The sequence below is a fragment of the Phenylobacterium deserti genome, assembly GCF_003254705.1.
GTDB classification, from domain to species: domain Bacteria; phylum Pseudomonadota; class Alphaproteobacteria; order Caulobacterales; family Caulobacteraceae; genus Phenylobacterium; species Phenylobacterium deserti.
In genome coordinates this window covers 1339168-1354477 of record NZ_QFYR01000001.1, presented here as the reverse complement: position 1 = coordinate 1354477, position 15310 = coordinate 1339168, and the positions used below count along the sequence as shown (strand labels likewise).

Below are 15310 nucleotides of genomic sequence, written 5' to 3'. Positions count from 1 at the left end.
GCGTTGACCCGCCGCCTGCGCGTGGGCTACCGCCCACCACCATGAGCGCACCCCAGATCGTCTCCGGCCTTGCCGAGATCGCCGACCGCTACGACGCCGTCCTCTGCGACATCTGGGGCGTGATCCACAACGGCCGAGAAAGCTTCCGCGACGCTTGTGTCGCCCTGGCCCGTTTCCAGGCCGAGCGCGGGCCGGTGATCCTGATCTCCAACGCTCCTCGCCCAAGCCCAGCGGTGATCGAGCAACTCGACGGACTAGGCGTTCAGCGCGAAGCCTACGCCCGGGTCGTGACCTCCGGCGACGCCACGCGCGCCCTGTTGGCGGAGCGCGCGCCCGGCCCGGCCTTCAAGCTCGGGCCTGACCGAGACGACCCGCTGTACGAGGGCACCGGCGTGACCTTCGCCCCCCTCGAAGAAGCCCGCTTCATCGCCTGCACAGGGCCCTTCGACGACGAGACGGAAGAGCCCAACGACTACCGCGAGCGCTTCGAAGGCGCGGTCGCCCGTGGTCTGGAGATGATCTGCGCCAATCCCGACATCGTGGTTCAGCGCGGCGACAAGCTGATCTACTGCGCTGGCGCCCTGGCCCAACTCTATGAAATCCTCGGCGGCAAGGTGGAGATGGCAGGCAAGCCGTTCCGCGCCGTCTACGACATCTGCCTCGAGGAAGCGGCGAGCCGCACCAAAACGCCGCTGGACCGCTCGCGCGTGCTCTGCATTGGAGATGGCCTGCCGACCGACATCCGCGGCGCCAACGCCCAGGAGCTCGACGTGCTGTTCGTGGCCAGCGGCATACACGAGGCGGAGACGCTGGACGCGGGCGGCGCGATTCGCGCCGAAGCGGTGGAAAGCTTGCTGCGTCAGGAAGGGCTGAAGGCGAACTGGGCCATGCCCGACCTCGTCTGGTAAGGGGCGGTATGGACAAGCTTTTCCTGGAAGATCTTTCCGTCGGTCAGACGGCGGAAACCTCCCGCCCAGTGGGCGCCGCCGACATCGACGCCTTTGCGGCGGTTTCCGGCGACACCAACCCGGTCCACGTGGACGAAGCCTATGCCGCGACCACCAGCTTTGGCGGCCGCATCGCGCACGGCATGCTGGCGGCCAGCTACATCTCCGCCGCACTAGGCACCAAACTGCCGGGCCCTGGCGCCGTCTATGTCAGCCAGAGCCTGAAGTTCCGCCGCCCGGTGAAGATCGGCGATGAGGTGACCACACGCGTCACGGTCAAAACCATCGACGAGCGCCGCGGCTTCGTCACCCTGGACACTGTCTGCCAGGTCGGGGGCAAAGCGGTAGTGGACGGCGAGGCCATGGTCATCGTTCCCCGCCGGGGCGCATGAGCCGGGTTCGGGTCATCCGCGGCTGGGAAGGTCTGGTCGCGTCCGACCGCGCCGCCGCCGTGGCCATGGGCAGCTTCGATGGCGTTCATCGGGGCCACCAGGAGGTAATCGCCCTGGCCGCCCAGAGCGCCCGCGCCCTCGGCGCGCCGCTCGGCGTTATCACCTTCGACCCACACCCCCGGGTGTTCTTCCGCCCCGACGGGCCAGCCTTCCGGATCCAGAAGACCGACCAGCAGGCGCGCGCGCTCGAACAGCTGGGCGTCGAGATCCTCTATGTCCTTCCCTGGGCGCCTGGCCTCGCCGAGCTGACGCCCGAGGCTTTTGCGCGCGAAGTGCTGGTGGATGGGCTCGGCGTGCGGCACGTCACCGTCGGCTTCGACAACACTTTTGGCAAAGGTCGCAGCGGCTCCCCGCAGGCGCTTGCCGAACTGGGCGCCGAACTCGGCTTCTCGGTGTCGGTCGCGCAAGAGGTCGGAGACGAGGCCGGCAAGTTCTCATCGACCGCCATTCGGGACGCCCTGCGGGAAGGCCGCCCCGACGACGCCGCCGCCATCCTGACCCGGCCTTTTGCTATCGAGGGGGCGGTCGAGCGCGGTCGACAGCTGGGTCGTAAGCTTGGCTTCCCTACGGCGAACGTCCCGCTGGACGACTATGTGGTGCCCAAGTTCGGCGTCTACGCCACCCGGACGCGCCTGCCCGACGGGCGCGAACTGCCAGGCGTGGCGAACATCGGCGTCAATCCGACGATCACAGGCACCATCGCCCCGCGGCTTGAGGTCTGGCTCTTCGATTTCGACGAGGACATCTACGACCAGGTCATCGAGACCGACTTGATCGCGTTCCTGCGGCCCGAAGAGAAGTTCGACGGTCTGGAAGCCTTGACCGAGCAGGTCATGGCCGACGCGGCCGCGGCGCGCGCACTCCTCCGCGCCTGAGGCTTAGCAGCAGCGGAAGCCGCCTCCGCCGCCATATCGGGCGTCCTGACGATTGCGGAAGAACTCGGCCTTCGACATCGGCGGCCGGTCCGGATGGTTGGCGGCGAGGTGCTCGACATAGGCTTCATAGTTCGGTTGCCCGACCATGAGGCGGGCGCCGTCACAAAGGCAGCGGGCGAACCGTGCAAAGGGTGATGGGGCCGTGCTCATTCCGCCGCCTCGAGGGCGCCCGGCCCGATCTCCCGCGCAGTCCAGCCTGTCGACCTGTAGGCCTGAAGGCAGGACCGGACGCCAAACACCAGCATGGTGAGCACCACGCCGATGAACACGGCGCACAGCGCGGCGTCGATGCGGTCGTTCATCAAGATCTGGTTCATCTGCGCCGCACTCTTGGCGGGCGCCAGCACCTGGCCAGCGTTCGCCGCTGCCTGATAGCGCGCGGCGTGCGCCAGGAAGCCGACGGCCGGGTCGGCGGAGAACAGCTTCTGCCAGCCTGCCGTCAGAGTGCAGATGCACAGCCATGTCGCCGGAACGATCGTGACCCAGGCATAGCGCTCCCGCTTCATCTTGAAGAGCACCACCGTCCCCAGGATCAGGGCCACAGCAGCCAGCATCTGGTTCGAGATTCCGAACAGCGGCCAAAGGGTGTTCACCCCTCCGAGCGGGTCGGTGACGCCCTGGTAGAGGAAGAAGCCCCAGGCCGCGACACACAGGCCGGTGGCGATCAGGTTGTTGGCCCAGGAGCGGGTGTCCCGAAACCTGGGCGCGAACGCCCCGATAAGGTCCTGCAGCATGAAGCGGCCCGAACGGGTGCCGGCGTCCACGGCCGTGAGGATGAACAGCGCCTCGAACAGGATCGCGAAGTGGTACCAGAAGGCCATCATCTCGCGCCCGCCGATTACGTGCGAGAAGATCTGGGCCATGCCCACGGCTAGTGTCGGCGCACCTCCGGCGCGGGAAATAATGCTGGTCTCGCCGACGTCCTGCGCCGTGCGCACGATGGTCTCCGGCGCGATCGGGTGTCCCATGGAGCCGACGGCGGCGGCGGCGCTTTCCGCGGTCGTACCGATGACCGAGGCGGGGCTGTTCATGGTGAAGTAGACGCCAGGGTCGATGATCGACGCCGCGATCAGGGCCATCACCGCGACGAAGCTTTCCATGAGCATGCCGCCGTAGCCGATGAAGCGGGCGTTGCCCTCGTTATCGAGCAGCTTCGGAGTCGTGCCGGACGAGATCAGGGCGTGGAAGCCGGAGACCGCTCCACAAGCGATGGTGATGAACAGGAAGGGGAACAGGGTCCCCGACCAAGCCGGCCCGCCGCCATGGATGAAAGGCGTCACGGCAGGCATCTGCAGTTGCGGGCGCATGATGACGATGCCGACCGCCAGGGCGAGGATCGCGCCGATCTTCAGGAACGTGGACAGGTAGTCGCGAGGCGCGAGCACCAGCCACACCGGCAGAACCGCAGCGATGAAGCCGTAGCCGATCAGGATCCAACACAGTTGCACGCCGGTGAAGGTGAACAGCGGAGCCAGCGTTGGTGAGTTCGCCACGTACTGGCCGGCGAAGATGGCGGCGATCAGCATCACGAAGCCGAAGATCGAGACCTCAGCGATCCGCCCCGGCCGGACAAACCTCATCCAGACGCCCATGATGACCGCGATCGGGACGGTGGCGGCGACGGTGAACGTGCCCCAGGGGCTCTCGGCCAAAGCCTTAACGACGATCAGCGAGAGCACCGCCAGGATGATCACCATGATCATGAAGACGCCGAAAAGGGCGACGATGCCCGGGATCGTGCCCATCTCCTCGCGGATCATCTCGCCCAGCGACCGGCCGTCCCGCCGGGTCGACATGAACAGCACCAGGAAATCCTGAACCGCGCCGGCCAGCACGACGCCTGCCAGGATCCAGAGCAGGCCCGGCAGATAGCCCATCTGCGCTGCCAGCACCGGCCCGACCAGTGGACCCGCCCCCGCGATCGCTGCGAAGTGGTGTCCGAAAAGCACGTACTTGTTGGTCGGGACGTAATCGAGCCCGTCGTTATGCACGACGGCCGGCGTCGGCCGAGCGGGGTCCAGCCGCGCGACGCGGCGGGCGATGTAGAGGCTGTAGTAGCGGTAGGCGACCAGGTAGACACAGACTGCAGCCACCAGCACCCATAGGGCGTTGACGCTTTCACCCCGCGCGGTGGCGATCACCCCGAGGGAAAGCGCGCCCAGCAAGGCGGCGAGCGCCCAGGCTCCGTGCTTGACCAGCAACCCCACTCCACTCTCCTTTTCCGGCGGCGGAAGACAGCGGCGGCACATTGCGGGCCAACGCGGCGAATGTCAGCCGCTTAACGGGAGAACGATCGTGACGCGGGACGCTGGACTGGAGGAGCTGCTTCGCGGGCACCTAGGCGATGAGCCGGGCCTTTCGGAGACGTCCATGTTCGGAGGGCACGCCTGGCTGCTGCATGGACACCTTCTGTGCGCGGCCCGCCGTGACGGCATCCTTGCCCGTCTTGGCAAAGGTAACGACGGCTGGGCCTTGGATCGCGCCAATGTGGTCACGCTGGTGGCGGGACGGCCGATGCCAGGCTGGGTGAAGGCGGGACCAGACGCATGCGCAGACGACGACTTCCGGACGGCGTTGATCGACGCCGCACTGACGTACGTGCGCGCCCTTCCGGCGAAGACGTCTTAGACGTGCAGCAGCAGGTGCGGCGCCCAGAAGGCCACGGCGCTCAGACCCACGGTCCACAGAGCGGTGCGCGCTGCGAGACGCTGGCGGTTGGGCGAGTGTCGAAACGTGCGCATGGCCGCGGGAAGCCCCGCAACACCGCCGCCGACCATCTTCGCTACCGCCCTCATCGTCTCGTCTTTCGCTTCATTGTGCGCCGCAACATAGCGGCGAGAACCTGCATATGTGGCGCAGCTTCGAAAGCTTCAACCCGCGTCTTCGCCGCACCGCTCTGCAGGAATGCAGCGAACGCCAACTGTGACTTTCCGATCCCAGTCCAGTTGCCGAAGGTCGACTTGTTGCACGTCGCGAAGTGCGTCAGGAGCCGCCGTTTGCGCCCGGCCCTTCTGTTCGACCGTCACGTCTGTTAGAGCCTCGCGCCTGATGACTTCGGTTCGGACAGCTCCGCGAATTAGCCGCCCGGCGTGACGTCGCCGGACGAGACTGTCCAAGCGCGCGCCGGGATCTGCACCCGCACCTCGCGAAGCCCCGAAACCCCGCTGGAAAGTTCCATGGCCGACGACGCCGAACAGACGCGCGACTACCGCGAAACCGTCTTCCTTCCCGACACGCCCTTCCCGATGCGCGCGGGCTTGCCCAAGCTCGAACCGCAGATCCTGGAGAAGTGGGCTGAGGCCGATCTCTACCGCGCGGTCCGCAAGGCGCGGCAGGACGCCGGCGCCCCCCTGTTCGTGCTGCACGATGGCCCGCCCTATGCCAACGGCGCGATCCACATCGGCCATGCGCTGAACAAGATCCTCAAAGACTTCGTCGTCCGCTCGCGCTTCGCCCTGGGCTTTGACGTCGATTATGTCCCCGGCTGGGACTGCCACGGCCTTCCGATCGAGTGGAAGATCGAGGAGCAGTACCGCGCCAAGGGACGTCGCAAGGACGACGTGCCGGTGGCCGAATTCCGCGCCGAGTGCCGCGCCTATGCCGACAAGTGGATCGGCGAGCAGATGCGCGAGTTCCAGCGTCTCGGGATCACCGGCGACTGGGCGCATCGCTACGCCACCATGGACTATGGCAGCGAGGCGGCCATTGTCGCCGAGTTCCACAAGTTCGTGGCCTCGGGCCAGATCTTCCGCGGCTCCAAGCCAGTGATGTGGAGCCCGGTAGAGCGCACCGCCCTGGCGGACGCTGAGGTCGAGTATCACGACCACGTCAGCCCCACGATCTGGGCCAAGTTCCCCGTCCAATCGGGCGACGAGCGCGCCAAGGGCGCGGCCGTGGTGATCTGGACCACCACGCCGTGGACCATCCCGGCCAACCGCGCGGTCAGCTACAACCCCGCCATCAGCTACGGCGTCTTCGAGGTCGAGGCGATCGAGCAGGACCTGCCGTTCGAACCTTGGGCTGCGCCGGGCGACCGTCTGATCGTGGCTGACAAGCTGGCCGACGAGGTGATGAAAGCCGCCAAGGTGGCGAGCTTCAAGCGCGTCTCGGACGTCGATTGCGACCGCATGGTGCTGGCCCACCCGCTGGCGGCGCTGGACGATGGCTTCGGCTTCAAGGTGCCCATGCTGCCGGGCGAACATGTCACCGACGACGCCGGCACGGGCTTCGTGCACACCGCGCCGGGCCACGGCGCCGACGACTACCTGGTGTGGCTTAAGAGCCGCCAGCTGCTCACCGAGTTGGGCGTCGACCAGACCATCCCCGACACCGTCGATCCTGACAGCGCCTATTACCCGCACGTGCCGCTCTTCCCGGGCCTCAAGGTCCTGGAAACTGAGGGCAAGAAGGCTGGCAAGTTCGGTCCGGCCAACGGAGCGGTGATGGAGAAGCTGATCGAGGCCGGCAATCTGCTGGCTCGCGGCCGGCTGGAGCACTCCTACCCGCACTCCTGGCGCTCCAAGGCGCCGGTCATTTTCCGCAATACGCCGCAGTGGTTCATCCGAATGGATGCGGCCCTGGAAGACGCCGTCCACGGCGGCAAGACCCTGCGCCAGACGGCGCTGGACGCCATTGACGCCACGGCCTTCCACCCGGCCGCGGGCAAGAACCGCATCCGCACCATGGTCGAGGGCCGGCCCGACTGGCTGATCAGCCGCCAGCGCGCCTGGGGCTCGCCGCTGGCCATGTTCGTCGACAAGGAGACCGGCGAGCCGCTGCGTGACGAAGCGGTCAACGCCCGTATCGTCGAGGTGATCGCCGCCGAAGGCGCCGATGCTTGGTTCACCCGCCCCGCCGAAGACTTCCTCGCCGGCCAGGACGCCTCCAAGTACGAAAAGGTCGAGGACATCCTCGACGTTTGGTTCGACTCCGGTTCGACCCACTCCTTCGTGCTCGAGAACCAGCGTGAGCCGGGCCTGCCCACGCACTCGCCAGCCGACCTCTATCTGGAAGGCTCCGATCAGCACCGCGGCTGGTTCCAATCCTCCCTGCTGGAGAGCTCGGGCACTCGCGGTCGCGCGCCCTACAAGGCGGTGCTCACCCACGGCTTCACCCTCGACGAGAAGGGGGAGAAGATGAGCAAGTCGCTGGGCAACACCATCGAGCCGCAGTCGGTGATCAAGGACTCGGGCGCGGAGATCCTGCGCCTGTGGGCCGGCATGGTCGACTACGCGGACGACCAGCGGATCGGCAAGACGATCCTCCAGACCACCACGGACGCCTACCGCAAGATCCGCAACACCCTGCGCTACATGCTGGGCGCGCTGGCGGGCTTCACCGACGCCGAGGCCCTGCCGCTGGAAGACATGCCGCCGCTCGAGCGGTTCATCCTCCACCGCCTGTGGGAGCTCGACCGCGACGTTCGCGCGGCCTACGAGGCCTACGCCTTCTCGGACGTCACCCGAGCGATGATCGAGTTCTGCCAGAACGAGCTGTCGTCGCTGTTCTTCGACGTGCGACGCGACAGCCTCTACTGCGACCGCCCGGACGCGCTGCGCCGGCGCGCTGCTCGGACGGTGATGGACGCGGCGTTCGAGCGCCTGACGATCTGGCTCTCGCCGCTGATGCCCTTCACCACCGAAGAAGCCTGGTCGACGCGTCACCCGAACGCCGGACCCAACACTCTGCGGATCATTCCGGAAACACCGGCCGCCTGGCGCAACGACGCCGAAGCGGAACGCTGGGCGAAGGTTCAGGCCGTCACCTCGGTGGTGAACGGCGCCCTGGAGATCGAACGGCGTGAGAAGCGGATCGGCGCAGCCCTTGAAGCTGCCCCGCAGGTAGCTGTCGCCGAAGCCGCCTTGGCCCAGGCTTTCGAAGGTCTGGACGCCGCGGAAGTGTTCCGCACGAGCCAAGCCGAGCTGCAGTCCGGCGAGACCGCAGACGAAGCTTTCCGCCTCCCGGAAGTGCCCGGCGTCGCCGTTCGGCCCTTCCGCGCCGAGGGGACCAAGTGCGCCCGCTGCTGGCGCGTCTTGGCCGAGGTCAGTGCGCCCAAGTTCCTTTGCGTCCGCTGCGACGACGCGGTGGAAGCCTGGGACATCGGTCAGGGAGCGGCTGCATGAAGGGGGTGACCCGCCACGGCGTGCTGGCCTTTGTGCTCGCCGCCGTCGTCCTGATCCTCGACCAGGTCAGCAAGTTCTGGATCCTTGAGGTCATCCACCTGCCGGAGCGGCCGAGCCTGCCGGTGGCGGGGCCCTTGCAGTTCTCGTTCGTCTGGAACCAGGGCGTCAGCTTCGGGATGCTGCAGGGCCAGCACGAAGCGGTGCGTTGGGCGCTGGTGATCTTCTCGGTTGTCGTCGCGATCGTGCTGTCCACCTGGGCCGCCCGGTCGGATCGGCGGCTTAGCGCCTGGGGTCTTGGACTGATCATCGGCGGCGCCATCGGCAACGCCATCGACCGCGCCCGTTTCGGCGCCGTGGTCGATTTCATCGATGTTCAGCAGATCGGCTTCTTCCCCTGGATCTTCAACATCGCCGACAGCGGCATCACTGTCGGCGTGATCCTGCTTCTGATCGACAGCCTGCGGCGAGAGCGCCCGGCCTGACGCCGTTGGCGCGCGAGCCTGATTGCGCTATTCCGGCGGGATAGACCGGGGGCTGGTCATAATTTGGCGCGCTTCGTGTCGGAGACGGTGACCTTTCACATCTCCGCCGAAGCGCTGGGAGCTACGGATTTCATGAGCGTCAACCGAGTGATCGTTGCCACCGCCCTGTTCGCGGCGGTGGGTCTCGCCGGGTGCGGATCGACGCGCTCCGCGCTGGGCATGAGCAAGGTGACTCCGGACGAATTCCGTGTCGTCACGAAGGCCCCGCTCGTCGTGCCGCCGGACTACGCCCTGCGCCCGCCGGCGCCCGGCGAGCCGCGCCCGCAGGAGCTGCAGCCGGAAAGCGCTGCGCGCACCGCTCTGCTTGGCCAGCGCGAAGCCGAGGCCCGTTCGGACGGCGAGAAGCTGCTGGTCTCCAAAGCCGGCGCCGACAAGGCCGACCCGCTGGTCCGCTACGTCGTCGACGATGAGTTCGGCGACATCGCCCACAAGGAAAAGAGCTTCGCCGACCGGGTGATGTTCTGGAAGGGCGACAAGACGGCGGCTGCGCCTGCGGCCCCTGGCGCCAACACCGCCGCGCCGGTGGACGCTGCTTCCGAAGAGCAGCGCATCGCGCAGCTGACCGGCGGCAAGCCCGTCCTGATCAAGCGCGAAGAGTCCCGCCGCTTCAAGCTCCCGGGCCTCTAAGCCTAAGCCACCGGCTTACTCGGTCTCCTCGCTGACCTCTCCGGGCGTGCCGACCTCGTAGCCGGCCGCCCGCAGACGGTCGAGCACGCCCCCCTGGCTGAGCAGGGGGCGCAGAGGCACGACCGCGATCGCATGACCCGGCGCCTTCAGGGCCTGCTCGATGGCCGCGACCTGGTCCGCTTTCACCCGGTTGTCGAACGCTTGCGCGCCCGGCACCGATGCGATGCACCGCTCCCAGGTTCGCTCATTGCCCAGAGCGCCACGAACGTCCCCCTCCGCCCAAGCGCGGGTCGCCGCCAAAGTCACGCCGGGACCGGCTTCCACCTGGGTCAGCACCTCGTCCAGGCACGCACGTCCGGCCGCAGGAGAGGTGCGGATGATCGCGCCCATGAGCGGTCCGAGGTCATATGACTTCTGGCTGATCGGGACCTTGGCGCGCTGGGCCAGCAGCTTGATCAGCTTGGTCGGGTCGCTGGTCGTCAGGTTGTTTGCTTCGCGGTAGTCGGTGGCCAGCATCAGGCCGGCCGCCAAGGGATTGCCGGTGCCATAGCGTCCCGCCGACTTCCCCACCTTTTCACGAGCAGAAGCGAACCTGGCGCGTGACGCGGGATCCAGCCGTTCTTCATAGGGGCCGCCACGCAGCCGCATCAGGTTGAACGCCGCGCCAATTGCTCCGGTGACCCGAACCCGCAGATCCTGGAATGGAAGGATCACCACGTTGGCGCCTTCCAACCGCCGCTGGAACACGGACAGGTCCCACTGCATGCGCTTGGGCGCCAAGGAAGGCGCACCCAGCACATAGACCGTGGTGTCCGCGTCAGAGACCTTCCACCAAGCGGGACCTGGGTCGCGGGCGGTGACCACCAGCTCCTCGACCAGCACCGCGTCGGGATCCACCGGCGGAGCCGTCTGCGCTGCAGCCGACGTTGCCGCCAACAGCACTGCCACCAACAGCCCGAGACGAAATCGCACGCTCATCCGCCGCTCCGGAATCGTCCTATAATAGTCGGCCACGGAAAGCCCCGTCATGCCGATCCGCCGCCTCCCGCCCGAGACTGTCAACCGCATCGCCGCCGGCGAGGTGGTGGAGCGCCCGGCCAGCGCGGTCAAGGAACTGGTCGAGAACGCCTTGGATGCCGGCGCGAGCCGGGTCGAGGTTCAGGCGGACGGCGGCGGCCTCACGCGTATCCTCATCGCCGATGATGGCTGCGGTTTGTCGGCGGCGGAGCTGCCCGTGGCTATCGAGCGGCACGCCACCTCCAAGCTCGCGCCCGGCGACGACGGCGAATACGACCTTCTGCGCATCGGCACCTTGGGCTTCCGCGGCGAGGCGCTGCCGTCCATCGGCTCGGTCGCCCGCCTGTCGATCTCCAGCCGGGCGCGTGGCGCTGCGGACGCTCACGCCATCCTGGTCGAGGGCGGCGCCGTCGGCGAGGTGCAGCCGGCGGCCTTCCCAAGCCCGCACGGCGCCCGCGTGGAGGTCCGCGACCTATTCTACGCCACGCCGGCACGCCTGAAGTTCATGAAGTCGGAGCGGTCCGAAGCCCTCGCGATCACCGAGGAGCTCAAGCGCCAGGCCATGGCGCATGAGGCGGTGGGCTTCTCCCTCGATCTCGACGGCAAGCGCACCTTGCGTCTCCCGGCTGAAGCCAAGGGTCCAGATGGCCGGCTGGCGCGCCTCGCCGCCATCATGGGCCGCGAGTTCTCCGATAACGCGCTGGCCATCGAGCACGAGCGCGAGGGCGTGCGCCTGTCCGGCTTTGCGGGCCTGCCGACCTACAATCGCGGCAACGCCGCACACCAGTACCTGTTCGTCAACGGCCGACCGGTGCGTGATCGGCTGCTGCAGGGCGCCCTGCGCGCAGCCTATGCCGATTTCCTGGCCCGGGACCGCCACCCGCTCGCGGCGCTCTATGTCGAGCTGGATCCCGCCTACGTCGACGTCAATGTCCACCCGGCCAAGGCGGAGGTCCGCTTCCGCGACCCGGGCGTGGTTCGCGGCCTGATCGTCGGCGGGCTGCGGCACGCCCTCGCCGCCGCTGGCCACCGCGCCTCCACCACCGTCTCCACGGCGGCTCTGGGCGGCTTCCGCCCGCAGACCAGCTTCCCGCCGCCGCAGCCGTCGGCCGCCGGCTTCTCCGCTTGGCAGCAGGGCGGCTGGACGCCCTCCGCAGCGGTCCGCGCGGTGGCGCAGTCCATTCCCGGGCTGACGGAGGTTTCCGCGCGCGCCGAGCCGGTCTGGGAGCCGCAAGCTTCTGCAGGGTTCGCTGAAGCCGCGCCTTCCGCAGCTCCCGTCTTCGATCCGGTCGACTTCCCGCTGGGAGCCGCTCGGGCCCAGGTCCACGAGACCTACATCGTCAGCCAGACCCGCGACGGCATCGTGATTGTCGATCAGCACGCCGCTCACGAGCGGCTCGTCTACGAGCGGATGAAGGTCGAAATGGCGAAGGGCGGCGTTGCGCGCCAGGCCCTGTTGCTGCCCGAGGTGGTCGAGCTCGACCCCGCAGAGGCCGAGCGCCTGGCCGCGCGCGCCGACGAGCTGGAGGCCCTCGGCCTTGTGATCGAGGCCTTCGGTCCGGGCGCTGTGCTCGTGCGCGAGACCCCCGCGCTGCTGGGCGACACCGATGTCCACGGGCTTGTCCGCGACATCGCCGACGACCTCGCAGAGAACGGCCAGGCTCTGGCGCTGAAAGAGCGATTGGAGGAGGTCTGTGGGACCATGGCCTGCCATGGTTCAGTGCGCGCCGGCCGCCGGCTCAACGCACCAGAGATGAACGCCCTGCTGCGTCAAATGGAGGCTACGCCCCACTCCGGCCAGTGCAATCACGGCCGCCCCACCTACGTCGAGCTCAAGCTTTCCGATATCGAGCGGCTGTTCGGACGACGTTGATATCTGGACGAACGGCGTCGCCTTCGCCATAACGGCCGCCGCTCCGAATTCCCGGAGAAGGTTATGCCAGAGATTGTCTTCGAGGCCCGGGCCTAAGAGCCGACGGGGCGGCCGCGCCGCCTAGAGCCTCTTCCATTCAAGGCCCGCCGTCACCCGCGCTCCTTTGCGGGCGCGTCGTTGCACGCCTCGACCCGGACAATCCCCTTGAACATCTCCAAGCCGCAACAGCGGACCTTGCACGCGCTCGCCCAGGGCGGGCGCATCGTTCTTGAACGCGACGTACAAGGCGACATTGTCGCCGCCGAATGCCTGACCCGCGAGGGTTGGGCTCTAAGCGATTGCACCTTGGGCGTATTCCGCTCGCTCAAGCGCAAGCGGCTGATCGCCAGCCAGAACGGCCAGCCCTATCGCATCACGCGCGAAGGGCTCGCCAACCTGCGTAGCCAACTCGACAACAGGATCGGCCCTAAACGCTGGTAAGACGGATCAGGCGGCGGCCTCTGTGGCTGCCGCCTCGATCTCCAAGACCGCGCTCATGGCGGAAAGCAGCCGCTCGGGCTTGATTGGCTTTTCCACGACGCCGTTGATCCCGGCGCTGCGGTAAAGGGCGGCGTCGGCCGGATCGGCATTCGCGGTGAGCGCCAGAATGGGCGCCTGACACCACGCGTCTGGTCCTGAGCGAATGCGGCGAGTGGCCTCCACACCGTCCATGCCCGGCATCTTGATGTCCATCAGGATCAGGTCGAACCGACCGGTCGCGGCCGCCTCGACCGCAGCGGCTCCGTCCTCCACGGTCTCGCAGGTGCAGCCGAACAGCTCGCAGAGGGTGCGCGCGACCATGCGGTTGGTGGCGTTGTCGTCCGCAATGAGAACGTGAAGGCTGGCCCCAGCGCCCGCCGGGCTTTCGGGCACGGCCTCATCTCGCACCGGGGCCGGCACCTCGTGGAGAGGTGTCTCGAAGCGGAAAAGCGCGCCACCGCCAGGGTTCGCTTCGGCGCGGATCCAGCCTTGCATGCGTTCGACGATCTGCCGGCAGACCGCCAGGCCGAGGCCTGCCCCGCCCAGCCGCACGCCCTCGTCGGTCTGTCGGAACGGCTCGAAAATGCTTTCTCGACGATCGGCCGGAACCCCCGGTCCACGGTCGGCGACCTCGCCGCGCAGCACGAGGCAGCCTTTCCGGCGCGACACCTTCAAGCGCACCTGAACGGGGCTGCCTGTGCTGAACTTCAGCGCGTTCGAGACAAGATTGTTGAAGACCTGGCGCAGGCGCACGCGGTCACCCAACGCCCAAACGTCCGCGGGCCCTTGGTAGTCGGCCAAGAGCGTCAGCCCCCTCAGCTCCGCCTGCGGCGACCACAGACTGACCACCTCGTCCAGCAGGTCCGCCGCGCAAAGGGGCTCCTCGTCCAGTTCAAGGCCCGAAGCCTCGGCCCGGGATAGGTCCAAAGCGTCGTTCAGCAGGCGCAACAGCACCCCGCCGGACTCCAGGATGGTGTCGACGAACGGCGCGAGGTCCGGTTGCTGCAGCTTGCGCCGGACGATTTCGGCCACTGCGAGCACGCCGTTCAGAGGCGTGCGGATCTCGTGGCTCATCACCGCCAGAAACCGTCCCTTGGCGGCCAGCGCATCGTGCGCAGCGCGGCTCGACGCCTCCGCCGCTTCGGCCAACTCGGCCATCGCTCGCGCATGGTTGGCGGTCGCGCTGGCTGTCTCCTGCAGCAGGGACAGCGCGGTGCCGACGCCGGCATAGCGGCCGCCGCAGGTGACGATGAAGCCTTGCAGCAGCTCGGACGGCCGCTCCTCGAGGATGCGGCCGCAGAACTCGGCCACGGTCATGTCGCCGTCCGCCAGCACAGGATCACGGCTCAGCCACTCGGAAACCGGACGCCCGGACCAAAGCGCATGCCCGTACTGCGCCGCCATCCGGACCAGGAAATCGTGACGCTCGATCAGCCCCACCGGGCGACCGTCCTGGTCCACCACCGCGATGGCCAAGGTGTCCGGCTCCTCCTGGAAGCGTTGATAGACCTCCCGCCCCGTGGTGCGCGGAGAAATGGGCCTGGCCTGAACGGCAATATCGAGGAGGAGCGTCATCGCTATCCCTTGCAAACGCGCGCAAGGGGATGACGACCTGTGACTAACTCGAGGTTAGGGAGCCGAGGCTGAGTGATGAACCTTTTGCGAAATCTTCGCTAAAGGCTTAACGCCCGAGCGCCAATCGATCAGACCTCAGACGAATACCTGAGGAAGTGAACGCGCGCGGCGCCGTAATCCCGCTCGTCCAGCGCCTCGAACCCGGGGACCTCGAAGCCCGGTTCGTCCGAGCCTCGCTCGAAGACGACGAGCGCGCCAGGCGCGAGCCAGCCGCCCTCAGCAAGTCGCGCCAGGGCCGTTTCGCCAAGTCCCTTGGCGTAGGGCGGGTCCAGGAACGCCAACTCGAACGCTGGGCCGTCTGCTCCGGGACGAACGCCCAGCTGCGTGGCGTCTCTGCGATGGACGCGGGTGCGGCCGAAAAGAGCCATGGCGTCGACGTTCTCGCGGATTGCGCCGCGCGCCGCCTCGTCCGTCTCCACGAACAGGCAGAATGAAGCGCCGCGGGACAGCGCCTCAAAGCCCAAGGCGCCGGACCCTGCGAACAGGTCGATCACGCGCTTGTCGCGCACGCCTTCCGACCAGGGCGCATGCTCCAGGATGTTGAAGATCGCCTGCCGCGCGCGATCCGATGTCGGGCGCGTGGCTTTGCCGTCGGGCGCGACCAGCGCCTTGCCGCGGAAGTCTCCGGAAACGATTCGCAT

At 67.7% G+C, this 15310-nt stretch carries 15 protein-coding genes; 9 read left to right on the top strand and 6 right to left on the bottom strand.

Features of this window, described 5'->3' with window-relative positions; genetic code table 11:
- Nucleotides 1-41: 41 nt before the first annotated feature.
- From DJ018_RS06770 to DJ018_RS06760, 3 genes are read left to right on the top strand one after another with little or no spacing between them, the layout of a single operon-like run.
- Entirely contained in the window at nucleotides 42-908 is an 867-nt protein-coding gene (locus DJ018_RS06770) for a TIGR01459 family HAD-type hydrolase (RefSeq protein ID WP_111514073.1), read from the top strand.
- 8 nt (nucleotides 909-916) lie between these two features.
- Nucleotides 917-1339 (top strand): MaoC family dehydratase, encoded by a 423-nt coding sequence (locus tag DJ018_RS06765; protein WP_111514072.1) that lies wholly within the window; start codon nucleotides 917-919, stop codon nucleotides 1337-1339.
- Entirely contained in the window at nucleotides 1336-2274 is a 939-nt protein-coding gene (locus DJ018_RS06760) for a bifunctional riboflavin kinase/FAD synthetase (protein ID WP_111514071.1), read from the top strand. The genes DJ018_RS06765 and DJ018_RS06760 overlap by 4 nt, the downstream gene beginning before the upstream one ends.
- A 3-nt stretch (nucleotides 2275-2277) precedes the next feature.
- Here the strand turns inward: DJ018_RS06760 and DJ018_RS06755 are convergent, their stop codons facing one another.
- Nucleotides 2278-2484 carry a YbdD/YjiX family protein gene (locus DJ018_RS06755; RefSeq protein ID WP_111514070.1) on the bottom strand — a complete coding sequence of 69 codons (207 nt, stop codon included), beginning with the start codon at nucleotides 2482-2484 and terminating at the stop codon, nucleotides 2278-2280.
- Nucleotides 2481-4541 (bottom strand): carbon starvation CstA family protein, encoded by a 2061-nt coding sequence (locus DJ018_RS06750; protein WP_111514069.1) that lies wholly within the window; start codon nucleotides 4539-4541, stop codon nucleotides 2481-2483. Before DJ018_RS06750 ends, DJ018_RS06755 begins: the two co-directional genes overlap by 4 nt.
- Before the next feature lie 88 nt (nucleotides 4542-4629).
- Here DJ018_RS06750 and DJ018_RS06745 point away from each other — a divergent pair, with 88 nt between their 5' ends.
- Complete coding sequence (locus tag DJ018_RS06745) at nucleotides 4630-4962, top strand: cold-shock protein (protein WP_111514068.1); 333 nt, start codon at nucleotides 4630-4632, stop codon at nucleotides 4960-4962.
- Here DJ018_RS06745 and DJ018_RS19115 read toward each other — a convergent pair.
- Nucleotides 4959-5129, bottom strand: a complete 171-nt coding sequence (locus tag DJ018_RS19115) for a hypothetical protein (RefSeq protein WP_165842809.1) — start codon at nucleotides 5127-5129, stop codon at nucleotides 4959-4961. The two genes, DJ018_RS06745 and DJ018_RS19115, sit on opposite strands and share 4 nt — an antisense overlap.
- Nucleotides 5130-5510: 381 nt before the next feature.
- On the opposite strand from DJ018_RS19115, the gene ileS reads away from it, so the two are divergent.
- The 3 genes from ileS to DJ018_RS06730 all read left to right on the top strand — a co-directional run bounded on the left by ileS (nucleotide 5511) and on the right by DJ018_RS06730 (nucleotide 9625).
- Complete coding sequence (gene ileS / locus DJ018_RS06740; RefSeq protein WP_111514067.1) at nucleotides 5511-8456, top strand: isoleucine--tRNA ligase; 2946 nt, start codon at nucleotides 5511-5513, stop codon at nucleotides 8454-8456.
- The gene (gene lspA / locus DJ018_RS06735) at nucleotides 8453-8938 is read left to right on the top strand and encodes a signal peptidase II (protein WP_111514066.1); all 486 of its coding nucleotides are present in this window, start codon (nucleotides 8453-8455) and stop codon (nucleotides 8936-8938) included. The genes ileS and lspA overlap by 4 nt, the downstream gene beginning before the upstream one ends.
- Nucleotides 8939-9070: 132 nt before the next feature.
- The gene (locus DJ018_RS06730; RefSeq protein ID WP_111514714.1) at nucleotides 9071-9625 is read left to right on the top strand and encodes a DUF3035 domain-containing protein; all 555 of its coding nucleotides are present in this window, start codon (nucleotides 9071-9073) and stop codon (nucleotides 9623-9625) included.
- A 15-nt stretch (nucleotides 9626-9640) separates the two neighbouring features.
- Here the strand turns inward: DJ018_RS06730 and DJ018_RS06725 are convergent, their stop codons facing one another.
- Nucleotides 9641-10603 carry a TraB/GumN family protein gene (locus DJ018_RS06725; protein WP_165842808.1) on the bottom strand — a complete coding sequence of 321 codons (963 nt, stop codon included), beginning with the start codon at nucleotides 10601-10603 and terminating at the stop codon, nucleotides 9641-9643.
- A 49-nt stretch (nucleotides 10604-10652) separates the two neighbouring features.
- Here DJ018_RS06725 and mutL point away from each other — a divergent pair, with 49 nt between their 5' ends.
- On the top strand, nucleotides 10653-12515 hold the full coding sequence (gene mutL / locus DJ018_RS06720; RefSeq protein ID WP_111514065.1) for a DNA mismatch repair endonuclease MutL: 1863 nt from the start codon (nucleotides 10653-10655) through the stop codon (nucleotides 12513-12515).
- Between the two features lie 204 nt (nucleotides 12516-12719).
- Complete coding sequence (locus tag DJ018_RS06715) at nucleotides 12720-12995, top strand: YjhX family toxin (protein WP_111514064.1); 276 nt, start codon at nucleotides 12720-12722, stop codon at nucleotides 12993-12995.
- 6 nt (nucleotides 12996-13001) lie between these two features.
- Here DJ018_RS06715 and DJ018_RS06710 read toward each other — a convergent pair whose 3' ends face one another.
- Complete coding sequence (locus DJ018_RS06710) at nucleotides 13002-14609, bottom strand: ATP-binding protein (RefSeq protein ID WP_111514063.1); 1608 nt, start codon at nucleotides 14607-14609, stop codon at nucleotides 13002-13004.
- 128 nt (nucleotides 14610-14737) lie between these two features.
- Entirely contained in the window at nucleotides 14738-15310 is a 573-nt protein-coding gene (rsmD, locus tag DJ018_RS06705; protein WP_111514062.1) for a 16S rRNA (guanine(966)-N(2))-methyltransferase RsmD, read from the bottom strand.

Bases quoted from the DNA above. Each gene is read 5' to 3' on its own strand.
- DJ018_RS06765 (WP_111514072.1), top strand. From the start codon at position 917: ATGGACAAGCTTTTCCTGGAAGATCTTTCCGTCGGTCAGACGGCGGAA.
- DJ018_RS06755 (WP_111514070.1), bottom strand. From the start codon at position 2,484: ATGAGCACGGCCCCATCACCCTTTGCACGGTTCGCCCGCTGCCTTTGT.
- mutL (WP_111514065.1), top strand. From the start codon at position 10,653: ATGCCGATCCGCCGCCTCCCGCCCGAGACTGTCAACCGCATCGCCGCC.
- DJ018_RS06730 (WP_111514714.1), top strand. From the start codon at position 9,071: ATGAGCGTCAACCGAGTGATCGTTGCCACCGCCCTGTTCGCGGCGGTG.
- DJ018_RS19115 (WP_165842809.1), bottom strand. From the start codon at position 5,129: ATGAGGGCGGTAGCGAAGATGGTCGGCGGCGGTGTTGCGGGGCTTCCC.
- DJ018_RS06760 (WP_111514071.1), top strand. From the start codon at position 1,336: ATGAGCCGGGTTCGGGTCATCCGCGGCTGGGAAGGTCTGGTCGCGTCC.
- DJ018_RS06725 (WP_165842808.1), bottom strand. From the start codon at position 10,603: ATGAGCGTGCGATTTCGTCTCGGGCTGTTGGTGGCAGTGCTGTTGGCG.
- ileS (WP_111514067.1), top strand. From the start codon at position 5,511: ATGGCCGACGACGCCGAACAGACGCGCGACTACCGCGAAACCGTCTTC.
- DJ018_RS06770 (WP_111514073.1), top strand. From the start codon at position 42: ATGAGCGCACCCCAGATCGTCTCCGGCCTTGCCGAGATCGCCGACCGC.
- DJ018_RS06710 (WP_111514063.1), bottom strand. From the start codon at position 14,609: ATGACGCTCCTCCTCGATATTGCCGTTCAGGCCAGGCCCATTTCTCCG.
- lspA (WP_111514066.1), top strand. From the start codon at position 8,453: ATGAAGGGGGTGACCCGCCACGGCGTGCTGGCCTTTGTGCTCGCCGCC.
- rsmD (WP_111514062.1), bottom strand. From the start codon at position 15,310: ATGCGAATCGTTTCCGGAGACTTCCGCGGCAAGGCGCTGGTCGCGCCC.